The organism is uncultured Alistipes sp., from assembly GCF_902388705.1.
In the GTDB taxonomy this organism is placed as follows: Bacteria; Bacteroidota; Bacteroidia; order Bacteroidales; family Rikenellaceae; genus Alistipes.
The window spans coordinates 25,407-44,671 of the sequence record NZ_CABMQJ010000009.1 but is presented as its reverse complement, the minus strand read 5'-3'; the positions used below and the strand labels follow the sequence as shown (position 1 = coordinate 44,671).

Sequence of the window (19,265 nt, the reverse complement as noted above, 5' to 3'; positions counted from 1 at the left end):
GATGATTCGTTACAATCCCCGGGGCCTCACGGCGCAGCAAGTCGCCGAAAGCCGCCAAAAACACGGCGACAACATAATCACCCCGCCGAAAGATGATTCGGTCTGGAAACTGCTGGCCGACAAATTCCGCGACCCGATTATCCGCATCCTGCTGCTGGCGGCGGTGCTTTCGCTCGCCATCGGTTTCGTGCATAAGGATTTCACGGAGTCCATCGGCATAATCTGCGCCATCATCCTGGCTACCTGTGTCGGCTTCTGGTTCGAGTGGGACGCCATGCGGCGCTTCCGGCGGCTGAACCAGGTCAACGACGATATTCCGGTCAAAGCGATGCGCGACGGTACGATACGGGAAATTCCGCGCCGCGACGTTGTCGTGGGCGATGTGCTTTACATCGAGAGCGGTGAAACCGTTCCGGCCGACGGCGAGCTGGTCGAAGCCGTGTCGCTGCGCATCAACGAGTCGACGCTTACCGGCGAGCCGGAAGTGGACAAGACCGTGGACGAGGCGCATTTCGATTCCGATGCCACCTATCCGTCGAATGCCGTCCTGCGGGGTACGACCGTGGCGGACGGCTACGGCATCATGGTCACAACGGCCGTGGGCGATGCGACCGAGGCCGGGCGCGTCACCGAGCAGGCGACTGTCCAGAGCGAGGAGCAGACCCCGCTCAACCGCCAGCTGACGCGCCTTTCGAAACTCATCGGCCGTGCCGGCATCGCACTCTCCGTTGCGATTTTCTGCGTCATGCTCGGCAAGGCGGTTTTCGTCGGCGACCTGCTGGAGCAGGACTGGCTTACGATTTCGCAGCAGGTGCTGCATGTCTTCATGGTTTCGGTGGCCATTATCGTGATGGCCGTTCCCGAGGGGCTGCCGATGAGCATTACGCTGTCGCTGGCCATGTCCATGCGGCGCATGCTCAAGACCAACAACCTCGTGCGGCGCATGCACGCCTGCGAAACGATGGGCGCCGTGACGGTCATCTGCACCGACAAGACCGGTACGCTGACCCAGAACCGGATGCACGTGCAGGATGTGGTGCGCTACGACGACTTGCCGATGCATGGTTTCGCCGAGATTGTCGCTGCCAACTCGACGGCTTTCCTCGACGCTTCGGGCGCCGTTATCGGCAATCCGACCGAGGGGGCCCTGCTCGAGTGGCTCCGGTCGCAGGGCGAAGATTACGAACCGTTGCGTGCGGATGCGAAGCTTGTCGACCGCCTGACCTTCTCGACCGAGCGTAAATATATGGCGACGATTATCGAAAGCGGCGTTTCGGGCCGCCGGATAGTCTGCGTCAAGGGCGCACCCGAGATTGTGCGTGCCATGTGCCTGCCCGACGGCAAGGACACGCAGGTCGCCGAGCAGCTGCTCGGGTTCCAGGGCTGCGCGATGCGTACGCTCGCCGTTGCGTGGGCCGAAACCGCCGAGGAGGACTGCCAGCGTGCGGTCGCCGGAAACGGGTTGCACTTCGCGGGCGTTGCGGCGATTTCCGACCCCGTGCGCGAGGATGTGCCCGATGCCGTGGGCCGCTGCCTCAAGGCAGGGATCGACGTCAAAATCGTCACGGGCGATACGCCGGCCACGGCGCGGGAGATTGCCCGCCAAATCGGTCTTTGGGACGATGCCCGGGACAACGACCGCAACCATATGACCGGTACGGAATTCGCCGCGGCGAGCGACGAGGAGTTGCTCGGGCGCGTGCAGGAGCTGAAGATTATGTCCCGCGCCCGACCGCTCGACAAGCAGCGGCTCGTGCGGCTGCTGCAGCAGTGCGGCGAAGTGGTCGCCGTCACGGGCGACGGCACGAACGACGCTCCGGCGCTGAATTTCGCCAATGTGGGCCTCTCGATGGGGTCGGGCACTTCGGTGGCCAAGGACGCCAGCGACATTACGCTGCTCGACGACTCGTTCGCCTCGATTGCCACGGCCGTGATGTGGGGCCGTTCGCTTTACCGCAACATCCAGCGCTTCGTGCTGTTCCAGCTTACGATTAATTTCGCGGCCATCCTCATCTGTTTCGTCGGGGCGGTGTTCGGCACCGACATGCCGCTGACCGTGGTGCAGATACTCTGGGTCAACATCATCATGGATACGTTCGCGGCGATGGCGATGGCCTCGCTGCCGCCGAATCCCGAGGTGATGCTCGAAAAGCCCCGTCCGCGCGACGAATTCATCATTACCCCCGGCATGGCCCGCACGCTTTTCACCTGCGGCGTCATCATGGTCGCCGTATTGTTGAGCATGCTGTTCTGGTGGACGATTACGACGGGCGGACTGACCGTGCGCCAGTTGACGGTTTTCTTCTCGACGTTCGTTTTCCTGCAATTCTGGAATATGTTCAACGCCAAAGGTTTCGAAACACGCCATTCGGTCTTTACGTGCCTTCGCGGATGCAGGGAGTTTTTCCTGATTCTGCTGGCTATCGCCGTCGGTCAGGTGCTTATCGTCGAATTCGGCGGCGAAGTGTTCCGTACCGAACCGCTGGCATGGCGGGAGTGGGCCGCCATCATCGGCTGCACGTCGCTCATCGCCGTGGGCGGTGAAATTGTCCGGGCCGTGCGGCGCAGGCGATGATGGCGCCGTAGATGAAACAATCCCTCTTTTTTAGTCTGCTGGCAGCGTTTGCAGCACCTTTTTGCGTTTCGGCGCAGATGCAGGACAGCCTGGGAAACGAATGCCTGGTTCCGGCACACGAAAGCGCTTATGCCCGGCGTATCGACCGCCATACCTCTTCGAAAGCCTACCGGATGGCTTTCGTCGGTGTGCCCCTGGTCATCGGCGGTGTCGTTATGCAGGCCTATGACTCCGATTTCCGGCGCCTGCGCAACGGTTACGTCAAGTCGTTCCACCACGATTACGATGACTACCTGCAATATGCTCCTGCGGCGCTGATGCTCGGGATGAAAGCCTGCGGCGTCAAAGGCCGCAGTTCGTGGGGCCGCATGCTCGCTTCGGACGCTTTTTCCGTCGGGCTGATGGCGACGGCCGTCAACTCCCTGAAATATTCCTGCCGCGTGATGCGCCCCGACGGCTCTTCCCGCAACTCCTTTCCGTCGGGCCATACGGCGACGGTATTCATGACGGCGACGATGCTCCACAAGGAGTACGGGCACCGCAGTCCGTGGTACAGTATCGGTGCCTATACCGTCGCGACGGTAACGGGCGTCACGCGCCAGCTCAACAACCGCCACTGGATGAGCGACGTAATGGTGGGGGCGGGCATCGGCATCCTGGCTACGGAATTCGGCTATTTCCTCGCCGACCTGATTTTCAAAAACAAAGGGTTGAATGTCCCGGAAACGCAACTCGTGTACGATCGTTACCGCAGGCCTTCGTTCATCAGCTTTGAACTGGGCCTGACGATCGTGCCCGGTTCCTATATGCCTTATCCGGGCATGCACACCGAATTCAAAGCGGGCCCGACCGTCGGCGTGCAGGGGGCCTGGTTCGCCTCGCCCTATGTCGGCGTGGGAGGCCGTCTGGCCGTGACCAATCTGGAAATGAGCGTCAACGGCGTTTCGCAGGACAGCGACTTCGAATCCTGTTCCGTGGCGGCGGGGCTTTACCTCTCCTATCCGCTCTCCGCACGGTGGTTGCTGGGGGCGAAGGCGCTCGGTGGATTCGAACATTACAAAACCTGCCGAACCTCCTTGTACGAGCTGGGCGGGCGCGGCGGTTTTGTGCTCGGCACGGGCATCTCGTCGACCTACCTTGCCAGCCAGAATTTCGGAATCCGGTTCGCGACCGACTACGACATGGCTCCGCCTTTTGCAGGCGGTTCCCGCCAGCGGCTGCACAAGTTGATGCTGACGCTGGAGGCCTGCGCCGTGTTTTAGACGGCAGCTATGATGAAAAAGCGGGCTCCCTGTGTGAGGAAGCCCGCTTTTTTATAGCATGTACCCGGTTTTACAGGACGCCCTGTTCGACCATCGATTTGGCGACTTTCATGAAGCCGGCGATGTTGGCGCCTTTCATGTAGTTGACGAAGCCGTCTTTTTCGGTGCCGTATTCGAGGCAGGCGTGGTGTATCGACGACATGATTTGGTGCAGTTTGGCGTCGACCTCCTCGGCCGTCCAGTTGAGTTTCTGGGCGTTCTGCGTCATTTCCAGTCCCGAAGTGGCTACGCCGCCCGCGTTGACGGCCTTGCCCGGTCCGTAGGGAATCTTCGCCGCGATGAAAGCGTCGATGGCCTCGGGGCGGCAGCCCATGTTCGAAACTTCGGCCACGAGCTTCACGCCGTTGGCCAGCAGTTTCTTGGCATCCTCGCCGTCCAGCTCGTTCTGCGTGGCGCACGGCATGGCGATGTCGACCTTGACCTCCCACGGCTTTTTGCCTGCGAAGAACTGTGCGTTGGGGAATTTGCGCGCATAGGGTTCCACCACGTCGTTGTTCGACGCGCGGAGTTCGAGCATGTAGGCGATCTTTTCGGCGTTGAGGCCTTCGGGGTCGTAGATGTATCCGTCGGGGCCCGAGATTGTCACGACTTTGGCGCCCAGCTCGGTCGCTTTGGTCGCAGCACCCCATGCCACGTTGCCGAAGCCCGAGATGGCGATGGTCTGGCCCTTGATGTCCATGCCCGCCTTTTCGAGCATCTGGCGCAGGAAGTATACCGCACCGAAGCCCGTGGCCTCGGGACGAATCAGCGAACCGCCGTAGGTCATGCCCTTGCCGGTCAGTACGCCCGTATTTTCGCGCGCCAGTTTGCGGTACATGCCGTAGAGGTAGCCGATTTCGCGGCCGCCCACGCCGATATCACCGGCGGGAACGTCCGTTTCAGGGCCGATATGGCGCCACAGCTCGACCATAAAGGCCTGGCAGAAACGCATGACCTCCCCGTTTGACTTGCCTTTGGGGTTGAAGTCCGAGCCGCCTTTGGCACCGCCCATCGGCAGCGTCGTCAGCGCATTTTTGAAGATTTGCTCGAAGCCGAGGAATTTCAGAATCGAGGGGTTCACCGAGGGGTGGAAACGCAGGCCTCCCTTGTAGGGGCCGATTGCGTTGTTGAACTGGACGCGGTAGCCGGTGTTGACCTGCACCTCGCCCTTGTCGTCTACCCAGACCACCTTGAAAGTAAAACTGCGGTCAGGCTCCACGATACGCTCTGCGATGCGGTTGGCCTCGAATTCCGGATGCTGGTTGTAGGTGTCCTCTACCGTCATGAGAACTTCGCGCACGGCCTGCAGGTATTCGCTTTCGCCGGGGTGCTTGCGCTCAAGTTCCGCCATTAATTTGTTTACATTCATATTGCCTGAAGTTTTAAAGGTTGTTTCTTTATTACAAATATAATATTATTTCTTATAGATTGTAACTTTCAGGCAAATTTTTCAGCGGAATTATTATTGTTCCTGCTCTTTTTTTACGATACCCTTGTTCGAGCGGCCGTCGATGCAGACCCACAGCGGACGCTCGAAACGCACCTGCCGCAGGAACGTTCCCTCGTAGATTGCGCTGCGTCGGTCGAGTTCCTCCTCGCGGAAGATGCCGTCGCCGCGGAACGGGCTGATGGTAAGGTAGCCCACGCCCAGCGAGGTGACGTTCTGGAAGAAGTGCGTGCCCTGCGAGGGCTCCACTTCGAACTTTTCGATGCCGCATTCGACGATTACCTTGGCCTCCGAGATGTGGTTCCACTTTACGGGAACCCCGAGGAACGGGTCGGACGAGCCCCAGCGGCCCGGACCTACGAGGATGTAGGAGCGCTTCTCGTCGCGCATGCGGTTGTTGAAGGCGAGCAGTTCGTCGGCGATTTTCTCGGTCGAAAGCGAGTCGAACGTATCGTTCTTGATGTAGATGATGTCCGAGATGTCGTTCATCATGCCGATGCCGAGGGCGTTTTCCCCGTAAATCAGGGCGTCGGCCGTGTTCACCAGGCTCCAGTCGATCGGACGGTTGTCCTGGTTGTCGATGATCGGGCGGATTTGCAGCAGGTTGAATATCTGCTGCTGCCCCGGCGCCACGTCCATGTTGACGGCGAATTCGACCTCCACGGGACAACGCATCTCCTCGGCGCCCAGCGTCAGGATGTCGGTGATGATTTCCGCCAGCGGGAACGTGTTGTATTTTAATATGTTGTTGAATGTGATGACTTTGCGCCCCCGGTCGAACGGACTGTCCGAGATACGCTCGTTCTCGCGGTCCCATACCGAGCAGACGAACCGGGCGTTGCGGAAATTGGCGATTTGCGAAAGGTCGAGCCTGCGCAGGTTCACCGCGTCGTTAATCGACGTGCGGAACTCTTCGGGCTCCAGGCTCAGGGCCAGCACCTCGTTCTGCGTGTCGCGCAGCGCCAGCTCGGGTGTCGAGGTCTGGAGCACTTTCTGCGGGTAGCGGGGCGAGAAACGCAGCGTGCGGCCGCCGTCGACCACCAGTTTGCCCAATCCCATGGCGATGTTGCAGACGCCGTCCGCGGCGGTTTCGTCGCCGATGGGATAGTAGTTGATCGAGCGTGCGACGCCCGAGAGGGTCGGGAAGAAAAGTCCGTCCTGCTCCGTGCCGCATACCTCCTGGATGATGACGGCCATCTTCTCCTCCGAAATCAGGTTCTGCGACGAGGAGAGGTAAGCCCTCGACGTGGCGAAGTAGACCGAGGCGTAGACGCTCTTGACGGCTTTGAGCAGCAGGCGCAGCATCTGGTCTTCGTTGTCCACGTAGGGAATCATGTAGGTAGAGTAGATGCCTGCGAAAGGCTGGTAGTGCGAGTCCTCGAGCTTCGACGACGAGCGCACGGCCAGCGGCGTGCGGACGGTCTGGATGTAGGCTTTCAGCTCCTGCTGCAATTTGACGGGAACCGTCGAACTGACGAACTCCGAGAGTATCTCTTCGTCCGAGAACTCCTGCGAAATGATGTATTTGAGGCCGTTGAGGCGGATGAAATCGTCGAAATAATCGGTGGCGATGACCACCGAACGGGGAATCATGATGCGTACGTTGGTGTGCTTGTCGTACTGGCGGTGTTTGAGCAGCATCGAGTTCATGAAGGCCAGGCCGCGGGCCTTGCCTCCGAGCGAACCCTCGCCGATGCGTGCGAAGGCCACCGCGTCGCTGTATGTTTCGGGGTCGAAGCGCGCCACGACGCCCTGCCCGAGCAGGGTGCGGTAGTCCTTGATCAGGTTGACGATTCGCTGCCGGTGTTCCTCCACCGACGGGAACTGGCTCTTGTTGCCCTTGCGGATTGCCGCCGCCAGCGGAAAAAGACCGCGGGAGTAGAGCCATTTCGAGAGGTGGTTCTGCGAGGTGTGGTACTCGAACGCCTTGTCGGGGATCGTGGCGATCATCTCCTGCATCTGGGCCAGGTCCTTGGCCTTGCCGATGACGGCTCCCGTATCGGGATCTTTGAAGAGGAACTCGCCGAATGCGAACTCCTTGGCGATGTAGTCGTGCAGTTGCGAAAGCAGCGTCTTGGAGTTTTTGGCGATGAATCCGGCGCCGAGTTCGCGGGCCTGCGCTTCGAATTCGGTCTGCGACGACTGCAGCAGCACGGGCATCAGCGGATTGTCGGCCTTGATGCGGCGGCAGAGGTCGATGCCTGCGTCGCGCTTCTCGCTCTCGGGCGGGTCGTTGCGGTGCAGCACGAACCCCACGTCGGAGATCACGCCCAGCAGGTTTTTCTTGTAGCGTTCGTACAGTTCCACCGCCTCTTCGTAGTTCGTGGCGAGCAGGATTTTGGGGCGTGCGCGCTTGCGCAGGATTTGCTGCTGCTCGTTGAACGCGTCTTTCAGGAACTCGGTGTTCTGCAGCAGGATTAGCTTGTAGAGTTCGGGCAGGTAGGTCGAATAGAAGCGGATGGAGTCCTCGACGAGCAGGATGGCCTGCACGCCGCCCTGGGCAATATCCTCCTCGGCGTTCATCTTGTCCTCGACGAGCTTGATGATCGCCATGATGAGGTCGGTGTTGCCGTGCCAGCCGAAGATGTAGTCGAGCCCCGAGCGGTCCTGCTCCTCGAGGCGGCGGTAGATGTCTTTCGAAAACGAGGTGAGCAGCGCCACGGGAATTTGCGAATGGCGCTCCTTGACGATCTTGGCGAACGAGAATACGTCCAGTTCGCCGACGTTGTACATCGTCAGGATGAAGTCGAACGAATCGTCCCTGCCGAGCAAATCGAGCGCCTCGAGCGTCGAGCTGACGCGCGTGAACGAGGGCGGGTTCGACATGTTCAGGTCGAGATACTCCTGGTTGATTTGCGACTCGATATGCCCGTCCTCCTCGAGGATGTATCCGTCGTAACTGCAGCAGACCAGCAGGATTTTGTGAATACGGTATTTCATAAACCGGTACTGGGCCCTATTCCCGTCCGGAAGATATTGTTCGAGGTTTTTGTTCATCGTGTCGCCTGTTTATAATCAACAAAAATAGGAAAAATTTGCCAACTGTGAAAAACGGGCTCCGCCAGCCGCGAAATAATCATTTCCGGCTGCTGCCGCCGGGCCGTGTTCCGTATTCCGGGGCGGGAAATGTGCGCGCTCCTGCGCTGGCTGCCATGTGTGTGCGAGTTTCCGGTACGGCCTGTTTTATTTTCGTTTTTTATTTCTATCTTTGTTCTGGTCAAAAAAACATTTGTAATGAGTACAGACAAATATATACTTCAGGAGGTCACCACGCCCGCGCTCGAACGCGAGTGGCTCGACTTTCCCAAGAAGATATACAAGGGAAACCGCAACTGGGTGTGTCCGCTCGACCCCGATATCCGCAAGATTTTCAACCCGGAAATCAACGAACTGTATGCCGACGGCGAGGCCGTCCGCTGGATAGCGCGCGACAAGGCGGGCCGGGCCGTAGGCCGCATCGCTGCGTTCTACAACCGCGAGAAAGCCGCCATCGAGGAGCAGCCCACGGGCGGCTGCGGCTTTTTCGAGTCGATTGACGACCAGCAGGTCGCGAACCTGATGTTCGACGCTTCGCGCATGTGGCTCGCCAGCCGCGGCATGGAGGCGATGGACGGCCCGATCAATTTCGGACAGCGCGACGCCTGGTGGGGATTGCTGGTCGAGGGATACGAATTCCAGCCGTTGTACGAAAACCCCTACAACCCGCCCTATTACAAGGAGTTGTTCGAGAATTACGGATTCCGGAACTATTTCAACCAGAATACCTATATCTGGAAAATTTACGACGACGACGTGAACGCGATGGTGCACGACCGCGCCAAACGCCTCTTCTCGACGCCGGGTTATCGTTTCCGCCAGATCGACATGTCGCGCATCGAAGAGGAGGCCGAGAATTTCCGCATCATCTACAACAAGGCGTGGTCGCTCTTCTCGGGCGTGAAACCCATGTCGCAGGAGGAGGCCTCCAAGATTATGAGTACGATGAAGCCGATTATCGACCCCGAAATCATCTTCTTCGCCTATTTCAACGACGAACCGATCGGCTTTTTCATCATGGTTCCCGATTTGAACCGCATCATCGGCAAGTTCAACGGCAAGTTCGGGCTGTTCCAGAAACTGCGCCTGATGTGGGATTTGAAAGTCCGCAAGGCCAGCGACCGTATCTTCGGCATCATCTTCGGCATCGCCCCCGAGTTCCACGGCAAGGGCGTCGAGTCGGGCATGATGCGCTACATCCTCGAGAAATACATGCGCACGCCGCGCAACCATTATAAGACCATCGAGTTCGCATGGGTCGGCGACTTCAATCCGGTTATGAACCGCATGATCGAGAGTTACGTCTGCGCCACGCGCCACAAGATGCACACCACCTACCGTTACCTGTTCGACCGGACGAAGGAGTTCCACCGCTGTCCGCGCCTGGGGGTGAAACGCCGCGAGTAAAACCTAAAAAAATCCGATAATGAAAACCACTGCTTTTACCAAGTACCACATTGCCGCGGGGGCGAAAATGGCCGAGTTCGCGGGATACAACATGCCGATTGAGTTCACGGGCATCAACGACGAACACATGGCCGTCCGCAACGGTGCCGGCGTATTCGACGTGAGCCACATGGGCGAAATCTGGGTCAAGGGGCCCCGGGCGGTCGATTTGCTGCAACGCATCACCACCAACGATGTATCGAAACTTTTCGACGGCAAGGTGCAGTATTCCTGCATGCCCAACGGCCGCGGGGGTATCGTGGACGACATTCTCGTTTACCGGGTCGACGCGCAAACCTACATGCTCTGCGTCAATGCCGCCAATATCGAAAAGGATTGGAACCACATTTGCGAGCAGGGCAAGGCCTTCGGCATGGAAGCCGGCCACGGCAAGGAGCTGTACAATGCGTCGGACGAAATCTGCCAGTTGGCCGTACAGGGGCCGCTGGCGATGAAAATCGTGCAGAAGATGTGTGCGGAACCGGTCGGGGAGATGGAGTACTATACGTTCCGCAAGATGCCTGTCGCAGGCTGCGATGCGATTCTGTCGATTACCGGTTATACCGGTTCGGGCGGCTGTGAAATCTATGTGGCCAATGAGGACGGCGACAAACTCTGGAAAGCGCTTTGGGAGGCCGGCGAGGAGTTCGACCTGAAGAATATCGGGCTCGGCGCCCGCGATACGCTGCGCCTCGAGAAGGGCTTCTGCCTTTACGGCAACGATATCGACGACACGACGTCGCCGATTGAGGGCGGATTGGGATGGATTACCAAGTTCGCCGAGGGCAAGGATTTCATCGACCGCGCACTGATGGAGAAGCAGAAAGCCGAGGGCGTGACGCGCAAGCTCGTGGGCTTCAAGATGATTGACCGCGGTATTCCCCGTCACGGCTACAAGATTGCCGCCTCCGACGGTACGGAAATCGGCCACGTCACTTCGGGTACGATGTCGCCCTGCATGAAGGTCGGATTCGGACTGGGATACGTGAAACCCGAATACGCGAAGCCGGGCACGGAGGTTGCCGTCATCATCCGCGAGAAGCCCGTGCGGGCCGAAGTGGTGAAGATTCCGTTCGTTTAACCCCTCCTCCGGGATAGCGGAACAGAGGGAACGATGGCCGGGTGCGCACACCGGCGAGTGTGCCGGGCGGTACTTTCCGCGAAGTGCGGTGCCGTTCTTGCGGCTCTCCGGCCGAAAGCGATTTTTGATTATTAACGTCCAGATTTTATGAGAGCAAAATATCTCGGACTCGACCTTTCGAGTCCCGTCGTGGTCAGCAGTTCGCCCTATACGGCGAATATGGCCAATATCGAACAGTGTGTCCGCAACGGTGCGGGCGCCGTTGTCCTGAAGTCTATTTTCGAGGAGCAGATTATCCGCCATGCCGCGGCGCTCGACTATGCGTCGCAGGGCATGGGCGATTCGGGCGAGTATCTCGAACGCTATATCGGCGACGCCTACAAGGGCGAATTCCTGAAACTCGTGGCCGATGCCCGCACGACGGGCGTCCCCGTTATCGCGAGCATCAACTGCATCGCTTCGGACGACGGGTGGACGGATTATGCCGTGTCGATGGAGCAGGCCGGTGCGGCGGCCCTCGAGCTGAATATCTTCCTCCAGCCGACCGACCGCCACCGTTCGGCGCAGGAGCTGGAGCAGGAGTATGCCGACGTCGTGCGCCGTGTGGCCGGGGCGGTGAAGATTCCGGTTTCGGTGAAACTGCCGATGCGCCTGACCAATGTACTGGCCGTGGCCGATACGCTGCTCGCCCGCGGGGCCCGCGGCGTGGTGATGTTCAACCGTTTCTTCGAGCCCGACATCGATGTGGAGCGGCTGGCGTTTGTCAACGGCAATCCTTTCAGCGAAGCCGGCGAGCTGCGCAACGTGCTGCGCAGCGTGGCGCTTTGTTCGACGGCCCTGCCGCAGTTGGACGTCGCCGTGTCGACGGGCGTGCATGACGGCGAGGCTGCCGTCAAGTCGCTTTTGTGCGGTGCGAATGCCGTGCAGGTCTGCTCTGCGATTCACGAGAAGGGCTACGGCGTAATCGTGGACATCAACCGGTTTATCGATTTGTGGGCCGAGCGCCACGGCTTCGAGTCGCTGGCCGAGTTCCGCGGCAGGATGAACTACGGAAATGCCGAAAGCGACGTCTATCAGCGTGTGCAGTATATGAAATATTTCCCGCACGACGCCGAGTAGCGTTGTCATTGCGAAAAATATCCCCGGAACTTGAGAAAAGTTCCGGGGATATTTTTAGGGTAATCGTTGCGGCAGCGAGCGGGGCACAAGCTTCCGGAAATTGCCCCGGCGCCGGCGATGTGCGGGAGCTTGTCCGGCGGCGGGCTGCGGTAGTGCATGTCGTAACCGGCATCTCTTTCCGTCGCGGCGCAGACTGTTGGCGGCGGCGTTTTTCCGTTGTCAGCGTGTCAGCCGGTGCATTCCTGCCGGTAAATCCGGTCGAAAGTTTCGCGCAGGCGTGCGCTGTCGCGAATCAGCGAACGCAGTTCGGCCTGTTTGCGGGCATTTTCGGATTCGGGAATCCACAGCCGGAGGTAACCGCCCTCGGCATATTTCTTTTGCAGATGTGCCATACAGCGTTCGAACTGTCCCGTCTGGTCGAGTGCGGGGTAGTGGGCCAGCCCGTATTGTATGGTGCGGCGGATTACGGTTTCCGGCTCCATGCAGCGGTCGGCTTCGGCGACGATGCGTCCGTAAATCGTGCGCGGGGCGTGGTCGGACGAGGCCCGGTGATCCTCGATTGCGTCGCGCATCACGGCGAGCTGCTCGCGGGAAAACAGCCTCTGCATGAACGTATCGGCGAGGAGTATCTCGCCCGAATGGATGTGGTGCCGCTCCCGTCCGTATGCCAGTCCCGTATCGTGGTAGGCGGCGATGGCATAGACCATTTCCGTATCCACGTCGTAATGCCGCGCGAGCGCGAGGCTTTGCCCGATGACCGTGCGGACGTGATCCGTGCGGTGCGCCGGATCGAAGGCTTCGTATCGGGGGATGATTTCAGCCTCGATGTAGGCTGTCAGCTTTTCGGATGGTTTCATCGTACAAAGATAAGGATTATTTGTTTGATGCATGGCCGGCATACGGTTTTCCGCAAACAGCGGTTTTGTCCTAAAAAAGATTTCCCGGGCTTTGCCCGGGAAATCTTTTCTGAAATCATATCGGGGTTTCCGCCCCGAAGTGCGTGCGGTTACTTGAACGAACGATCGTGCAGGAAGAGTTTGTCCTTCGTGTTGTTCATGTATACGTGGAAAGTTGCTAGTTTATCGTAGCCCTCTCTGATATCTTGATTTACTTTCCAAGTGTGATCCCATTCGCCGATGTCTGTCGAAAGACGGAAAACATTGTAGAACAACGGGCCTTTTTCTGTAGCGCCTCCACCTTGCCCCGGCTCTGCGAATCCGGACTGGCGGCAGTCGTCTTCGCGGTGGCCCCAGTGTTCTACCGTGCCGTCGGCAAAGGAACAGATGAATTTGTAGCGGCTGTCCCCGTTTTCGGCCACGCGCCAAGCATAATCGGTAATGCTCCAAACACCGTTTCCGTCGTAAGTGAGTTCCGCTTTTTCACCGCCGTTTATACGCCAGAATTCGACTTTGCTGATCTTCTGCATCGTATATTTCATCGTATTGAAGTCCATGTAGAGGCGGTAAATACCCTCTTCCTTGATCGTCGTGGCGTTTGCACCGGATGCTTTCTCGATGCTGCCGTCATCGGCAAGGCTGTAATTGATGCCGTTGTTGTCTGTGATGGTCAGCGTGTTGGCCGTCAGTTTGGTGTATGCCTCGAAAGCTCCGGCCTCCCGGTCGTCGTTGAACTCGCCGCCCTTCGACGTGTGGAGTATGCTGGCTGCCGAAAGGGCGATGGTTGCCTGTGCTTCGGTGGCAGCACCCGAGATGTTTACGGAGGTGGGGATTGCCATTCCGGGTTTGTCGCTGAACGAGCGCTCGAGCAGGAAAAGCGGGGCGTCCGTGTTGTTCATGTGCAGACGGAACGTAACCAGTTTGCCGAAACCTTCTCTTGCAGCTTCGTTGGTTTTCCACGTGTTATCCCATTTGCCGTCGTACGAGTGGCGGAAAATGTTGTAGAACAGCGGATTCTTATTTTCCTCGGACTCCCCGGAACCACGGCAATCGTCCTCGAAGTGGCCCCAGTACTCGGCAGAACCGTCGGCAAAGGAGCATACGAATTTGTGGCGGGTATCGCCGTTTCCACCTACTTTGACATTCCATTCGTAGTCTTCGATGCTCCATACGCTGTTGCCTTCGTAGGTCAGTTCAGCCATATTACCCGGGCTCGAGAGAAGGAACTCGACTTTTGATATTTCCTTCATCTTGTAGGTCATCGTGTTGAAATTCAGATATATCCAGTAGATACCCGTTTTTGAAACCGTTGTCGCTACAGGTTCCGTTTCTGTTTCGGAGATACGGATGGTGTTTTTATCCTGCAGATAGAAATAGCGACCCAAATCGTCGACGATATTGAATTCGCCGGCCGTCAGTTTGGTGAAACATTCGAAAGCGCCGTTTTCACGTTCGTCTTTGTATGTTCCTTTCGACGAGTGAAGTACACTTGCAGCCGAGAGTGTGAGGGTGCCCTGGTTTTCCGTCACGGAACCCTGAATGCTTACCTTGCCCGGCAGCGGTTCGATCGTATTGGGGCGGGTGACAAGCAGTGTGCGTTCCCCGTTGTTACCGGTGTAGAGCGTCGAGGAAAGACCCTTCCAGACACGGACCGTCCACTTGATGGCAACGGTTGCACCCGGGGCGCATCCGGCACGAACCGCCAGCGTATTCATGGTTTCGCTCGTAACATCGACAGTCGGGCTGTAGCCGTTGTTTGCACTGGATACGACATAGAGCGGATTCGAAAAATCACCGTTCTCTTTGTCGAACAGCAGCTCGTAAATTACATATGCGTTCCCGCCGGCTTTGGAGGCCTCCCATTCGAACTTGACGGTTTGACCGGTCGTGATGTCTATCGGATAATTGTTGCGCGGGAGGTATAAGTTATCCGCGGGTATAATATCGGTATTTTTGTCGTCGTCGTTGCACGCAGTGAACCCGAGAGCCATGGCTCCGACGGCCAACAACATGATAATTTTCTTCATAGCGGTTGTTTTTGTTGAATTAGAACTTAACATCCTTGAGCATGCACATGCCTTCGATTACCTGGGCGGCGCTGGCGTAAGCACCCATGGGCCCATATTTGTCTTTGGCATCGTCCACACCGAACTGGAAAGCCTGATAGCATTTCACTCCGAAATACGAATTCGGCCAATTCTCCTCCGACTTGTCGATACCGCGCGTCCAATAATAGGAAGCATGGCGAAGCAGGTAGGTATAAAGCTCCTTGCGGATCTTGGCATCGTGCTTGTCGATTTCGGCATCGAGGACCATACGTGTTGCCCAGTGGAACATAACTGCATGGAAAATGGAGTTGTTGCCGTCGGTACCCTCGTCGCGCGCAACGGTTTCGAGTTCATACACTTCATTCATGCCCGTCGAGGTCATTTGTCCGCGTGCAGCTAAAATGGCTTTGCGCAGATAAGCTACGTCGCCAGTCAGTTTCCAGATCAGGCGGCCTGCCTCCATGCAGGTGCCCTGCGTATAGCTCAACGGAGTTCCTCCGAGCGTACCGTTGGATGCCATTACACTCAAATTCTGGTCGAAGCAGGTGTAAGCCTGGTTAAGGTATTCCTGGGCTGCCGCTTCGTCGCCGGCATCCTTGGCGTATTGCGACAACATCGAGGCAATGATGCTGCCGGGGCCGTTTGTACACTCGTTTGCACCCAGATCGTTCAGTTTCCAGGGAAGCCAACCGTACTGGTTCAGCTCATGGCGAGGCCAGATGGATTCATCCCAGGTCTTTTTTGCTGCGTCGAAATAGAACTGTTCGCCCGTTGCATCGTAAATCTGGAGCAGGGTAATGGTAATCCAGCAGGTATCGTCTGTAAAGACGTTACCGAATCCCGTCGAACCGCGGTTATCCCAATCGTAATTATTACCGCGCTTGTCGTACCAACGCTTGAAGTAATTGCGTATGCGGGCCTCCTCCGTCGGATCGCTCGTTTTAATGCGGTTGTAGTAATCTACCATAGCGGCCATTGCATGCGCCTGCTGCCAATAGCAGTTGCCGTTTCCGCCTTCCCGGTTGTAGGGAGTGTAGGAGAAGACGCCGTCCGAGCCGTTGCGGGGTTCGCTGCAATAGAAGCGCTCGATAAAGGCTTGCGATACGGAATCTGCGGCTTCGGCCCAATCGATTGCGTAGGGGGCATACGAAGTATTTCCTGTCCAAATAGGGGGATTCGTCTTATCTTCGTAATCATCCGTACAAGAAACAAGTATGGCTGCCACTACGATAAAAGAGGCGAAAGCTCCTTTGAATAGTGATTTTCTCATAATATTAGGTTCGTTAATTTTTTTCAATGCTTATCATTTGCTCCGGAATCGGGATCGGAGCGCTCCCCGATAACCGGGTTTCGGTACCTGCCTGCCTCAAATCAGGCAGGCAGGTATCCGCTCTCCGGATTATTTGAATTTGTATTCGTGGTAGAACGTTCCTGCCGCGTTATCCCCATTCAGGTAGAGGTATCCGTCGAATGGACGGCCGCAATCACTCGAAAGGAACTCCCAGGATTTATCCCAGTCTGCATTACCGACATTTGCTTCTGCCCATACAGTACATTTCAGGAAATCAGTCGAATAAGATGTGCCCAGTGATACTTTATCGCTCTTGCCGAAATAGTAGACTGTATTGTCGCTCAAAGTCATTTTGAACTTATGGCGGCTATCGCCGGGGCTCGATGTTACACCCTTGTCCTCGGTCTGCAGGGACATTTTATTGTCGTAGTCTTTGATGGCCCATACGCCTTTGCCTTCATAGTTCATTGTGAAGAACATTTTCCATTCACAGCCAGGCATGCCCTTTCCTCCGAGAATATTGCTGTTTGAAGCCTGCAATTCCATTTTGGAAACTTTCTTCGCACTCCAAACCATGCCGTCGAACTCTACTTTGATCCAGTAAATACCGGCTCCGTTCGACATGGAATTCGCAACGGCAGTTTCAACTTCTTCCATGGTGCCGTTTGCATTGAGTTGGTAGTAGCGGCCCAGATCGTCTTCGATGGTGAAGCTGCCGTTCGAAATCCGGGTGAAGCATTCGAACGTGCCGTCGTTGGCGGGTTTGTCATTGAGCCCCGGTGATGCCACCATCGCGATACCCTCGGCATCTTCGGTTGCGTCGCCTTTCAAAGTCACGGTTTCAGGCAATGGATCCATTGCGTTCATGGTCTTGACTGTCATGGTGTTCGCCTGCGAATAAATGCTTCCGAACAGCCCTTTCGAGGCACGCACTGTCCATTTGAGCGTTCCCGTCGAGTTGATATCGATGCCTGCGTTGCGGGCTACGCTGTTCAAATCCCTGGCCGAGAGCGTTACATATGATTTCGAACCGGTCAGCTGACTGGATACGGTTCCGACAGGATTCGAGAAATCTCCGTTCTCCTTGTCGAACAATACTTCGTAACTTACATATCCGCCGTCCTGGGGTACGGAAGGAGCCCATTCGAAAGTAGTACTTTCGCCTTTCGACAGGTCGACCGCTATCCCGGTTGAAGGGGAGTAGAGAACATTTCCGGGCTTTATGTTGTAGTTCATATCCTGTCCGTCCTCATCGCAAGCGACGAATCCGCAAGAAAGCGCAGCGACTGCCAGGAATATAGTTTTTTTCAATATAGCTTCCATGTGTTTTGCTTAAATTCGTGTTTTACTCCTAATGTCACCATTCTACCAACCCGGATTCTGGGGCAGGTTCGAGTTGATGTCGCGTTCTGACTGCGGAATAGCGAACCAATATTTCAGGCCGTATTTATTCTGGCATATGATGCTCTCGCCACTTCGGAACGGAGCTCCGGTAGCCTGCGAAGTCAGGATTGCGGTTCCTGTCGACTTGATCGACGGATTGTCGAGTACAGCCCAGCGGCGCAGGTCGAATACACGGCGGCCTTCGAGGGCGAGCTCCACACGGCGCTCGTCGCGGATAACCTGGCGCAGGTCGTTTCCACCCGGATATGCGCAGTAAGTTTCGCCGAATCCGGCACGTTCACGCAGCGGTTTGATCGTCTGGTTCCAAATCTCCTCCGACATTTCGCCTAATTCATTCTTCGATTCTGCGTACATCAGCAGGACGTCGGCAAAACGGATTTCCATGATGGATTTGTAGGAATTTCCTCCCGAGTTCATCATGGTCGGGTTGAAGTTTTTCAGGGCGTAATAACCTGTCGCAGTCCGGTCTTGCGAGCCGTTATACGAATCGTACAACTCCTTGTCGCCGGTTGCTTCCTCCTGACTGGCGTTGGTGTACATTGTGTACGTTCCCTTGCCTTTGCCTTCCGAGCCGGTGAGGCCGAGTCCCATTGCCTCCGGAATTTCAACTTCGCATCCGTTATAGGCAATCGTCGTGTAGAAACGCTTGTCGCGGCTGATGTAATCCGTGTCGTCGGCTACGCTGCCGTCGAGTTTGAGGAAAGCGTCAACCAGTTCCTGGGTCGGCGACTGTGAAGTGACGCCCTTGTTGCCGATAGACTGGGGCAGCCAAGATTTGCCGTCCCAGCTGCGGACGATGTTGTTAATGCCATCGAGGGTTGCGAATTCAATGGTCATAATCGACTCGGGGCCATAGCAGCAGCTTTGTTCCCGGAAGAGTTTTGCATAATCCTCTTCGAGGGAGTAGGTGCCGTATTCGGTCGTATTGATCAATTTTGCACATTCTTTGGCGCAATTCTCGAAATCGTTGTCCAGCAGATAGGCGCGGGCTTTGATCGCAATCGCGGTACCGCAGGTGTAACGGCCGCGTTCGTCGTCTTTAATTTCGGTGTTTTTGGGAAGGATGCTGGCTGCATAGGCCAATTCCTCGTGGATGAACTGTTTGATGGTCGCAGCGCTGGTCGGAGGGGTAACTCGCGATTCGGCAAGCGTCGGGTTGGTTGTGTAGAAAGGAACGTCACCGAACCATGTTACCAGACGCAGGTAGGTAAATGCGCGCATCAGACGAAGTTCTGCAAGCATACGGGTCTTGAATACCGGATCGCCCGTATCGATGCGATCCTCGGCGTCGAGTGCCGTATGGAGCGTGCGGAGTTCCTGATAGCAGTCATTCCACTCTTTGCTGAAACGTTCTACGGTCGTATTTGCCATGCCCGTTGCGACATTCAACAGTCCCCACGGAGAGTGGCGGCTGCCATAGACATCGTCCGAAAGCAGGTTGTTATTGAAATAATATTCATGTGACCAGCACTGGTTGTACCCTAAATAGAGGGCCGCACGGACATTCTCGTCGTACTTCCAGTAGTTTTCGTCGGTAAACGAGTTGGTGGGGAATTGTTCCAGACCGACGCAACTTACCATACCGAGAGTAAGGATGGCTAATATATTTCTGATTTTCATA

12 protein-coding genes are annotated in these 19,265 nt (G+C 56.9%); 5 read left to right on the top strand and 7 right to left on the bottom strand.

The genetic code is table 11. From position 1 onward, the window contains the following. Window position 1: 1 nt before the first annotated feature. Complete coding sequence (locus tag QZT71_RS04895; protein ID WP_295913268.1) at window positions 2-2,575, top strand: calcium-translocating P-type ATPase, PMCA-type; 2,574 nt, start codon at window positions 2-4, stop codon at window positions 2,573-2,575. Window positions 2,576-2,586: 11 nt separating this feature from the next. Further along, window positions 2,587-3,837: a phosphatase PAP2 family protein gene (locus QZT71_RS04890; protein WP_295913266.1), complete on the top strand. Its 1,251-nt coding sequence runs from the start codon at window positions 2,587-2,589 to the stop codon at window positions 3,835-3,837. A gap of 70 nt (window positions 3,838-3,907) precedes the next feature. Here the strand turns inward: QZT71_RS04890 and gdhA are convergent, their stop codons facing one another. Together gdhA and QZT71_RS04880 are read right to left on the bottom strand one after the other, a co-directional pair. After that, window positions 3,908-5,245, bottom strand: coding sequence for an NADP-specific glutamate dehydrogenase (gene gdhA, locus QZT71_RS04885; RefSeq protein ID WP_295913263.1), 1,338 nt, complete (start codon window positions 5,243-5,245; stop codon window positions 3,908-3,910). Window positions 5,246-5,338: 93 nt separating this feature from the next. Next, window positions 5,339-8,320 carry a PEP/pyruvate-binding domain-containing protein gene (locus QZT71_RS04880; protein WP_295913260.1) on the bottom strand — a complete coding sequence of 994 codons (2,982 nt, stop codon included), beginning with the start codon at window positions 8,318-8,320 and terminating at the stop codon, window positions 5,339-5,341. Between the two features lie 237 nt (window positions 8,321-8,557). Between QZT71_RS04880 and QZT71_RS04875 the strand changes: the two genes are divergently transcribed. The 3 genes from QZT71_RS04875 to QZT71_RS04865 all read left to right on the top strand — a co-directional run bounded on the left by QZT71_RS04875 (window position 8,558) and on the right by QZT71_RS04865 (window position 12,005). Further along, window positions 8,558-9,766, top strand: a complete 1,209-nt coding sequence (locus QZT71_RS04875) for a hypothetical protein (protein WP_295913256.1) — start codon at window positions 8,558-8,560, stop codon at window positions 9,764-9,766. Between the two features lie 19 nt (window positions 9,767-9,785). Next, the gene (gene gcvT / locus QZT71_RS04870) at window positions 9,786-10,886 is read left to right on the top strand and encodes a glycine cleavage system aminomethyltransferase GcvT (protein WP_295913253.1); all 1,101 of its coding nucleotides are present in this window, start codon (window positions 9,786-9,788) and stop codon (window positions 10,884-10,886) included. Between the two features lie 147 nt (window positions 10,887-11,033). Continuing rightward, entirely contained in the window at window positions 11,034-12,005 is a 972-nt protein-coding gene (locus tag QZT71_RS04865; RefSeq protein WP_295913251.1) for a dihydroorotate dehydrogenase-like protein, read from the top strand. A gap of 227 nt (window positions 12,006-12,232) precedes the next feature. On the opposite strand, the gene QZT71_RS04860 is transcribed toward QZT71_RS04865, so the two are convergent. The 5 genes from QZT71_RS04860 to QZT71_RS04840 all read right to left on the bottom strand — a co-directional run bounded on the left by QZT71_RS04860 (window position 12,233) and on the right by QZT71_RS04840 (window position 19,264). Further along, entirely contained in the window at window positions 12,233-12,862 is a 630-nt protein-coding gene (locus tag QZT71_RS04860) for an HD domain-containing protein (RefSeq protein WP_295913248.1), read from the bottom strand. A gap of 149 nt (window positions 12,863-13,011) precedes the next feature. Next, window positions 13,012-14,928: a SusE domain-containing protein gene (locus QZT71_RS04855; protein WP_295913246.1), complete on the bottom strand. Its 1,917-nt coding sequence runs from the start codon at window positions 14,926-14,928 to the stop codon at window positions 13,012-13,014. A 19-nt stretch (window positions 14,929-14,947) separates the two neighbouring features. Further along, entirely contained in the window at window positions 14,948-16,219 is a 1,272-nt protein-coding gene (locus tag QZT71_RS04850; RefSeq protein WP_295913244.1) for a glycoside hydrolase family 76 protein, read from the bottom strand. Window positions 16,220-16,348: 129 nt separating this feature from the next. Next, window positions 16,349-17,563 carry a SusE domain-containing protein gene (locus QZT71_RS04845; protein ID WP_295913240.1) on the bottom strand — a complete coding sequence of 405 codons (1,215 nt, stop codon included), beginning with the start codon at window positions 17,561-17,563 and terminating at the stop codon, window positions 16,349-16,351. A 42-nt stretch (window positions 17,564-17,605) separates the two neighbouring features. Continuing rightward, window positions 17,606-19,264 carry a RagB/SusD family nutrient uptake outer membrane protein gene (locus QZT71_RS04840; RefSeq protein WP_295913235.1) on the bottom strand — a complete coding sequence of 553 codons (1,659 nt, stop codon included), beginning with the start codon at window positions 19,262-19,264 and terminating at the stop codon, window positions 17,606-17,608. Window position 19,265 lies beyond the last annotated feature (1 nt).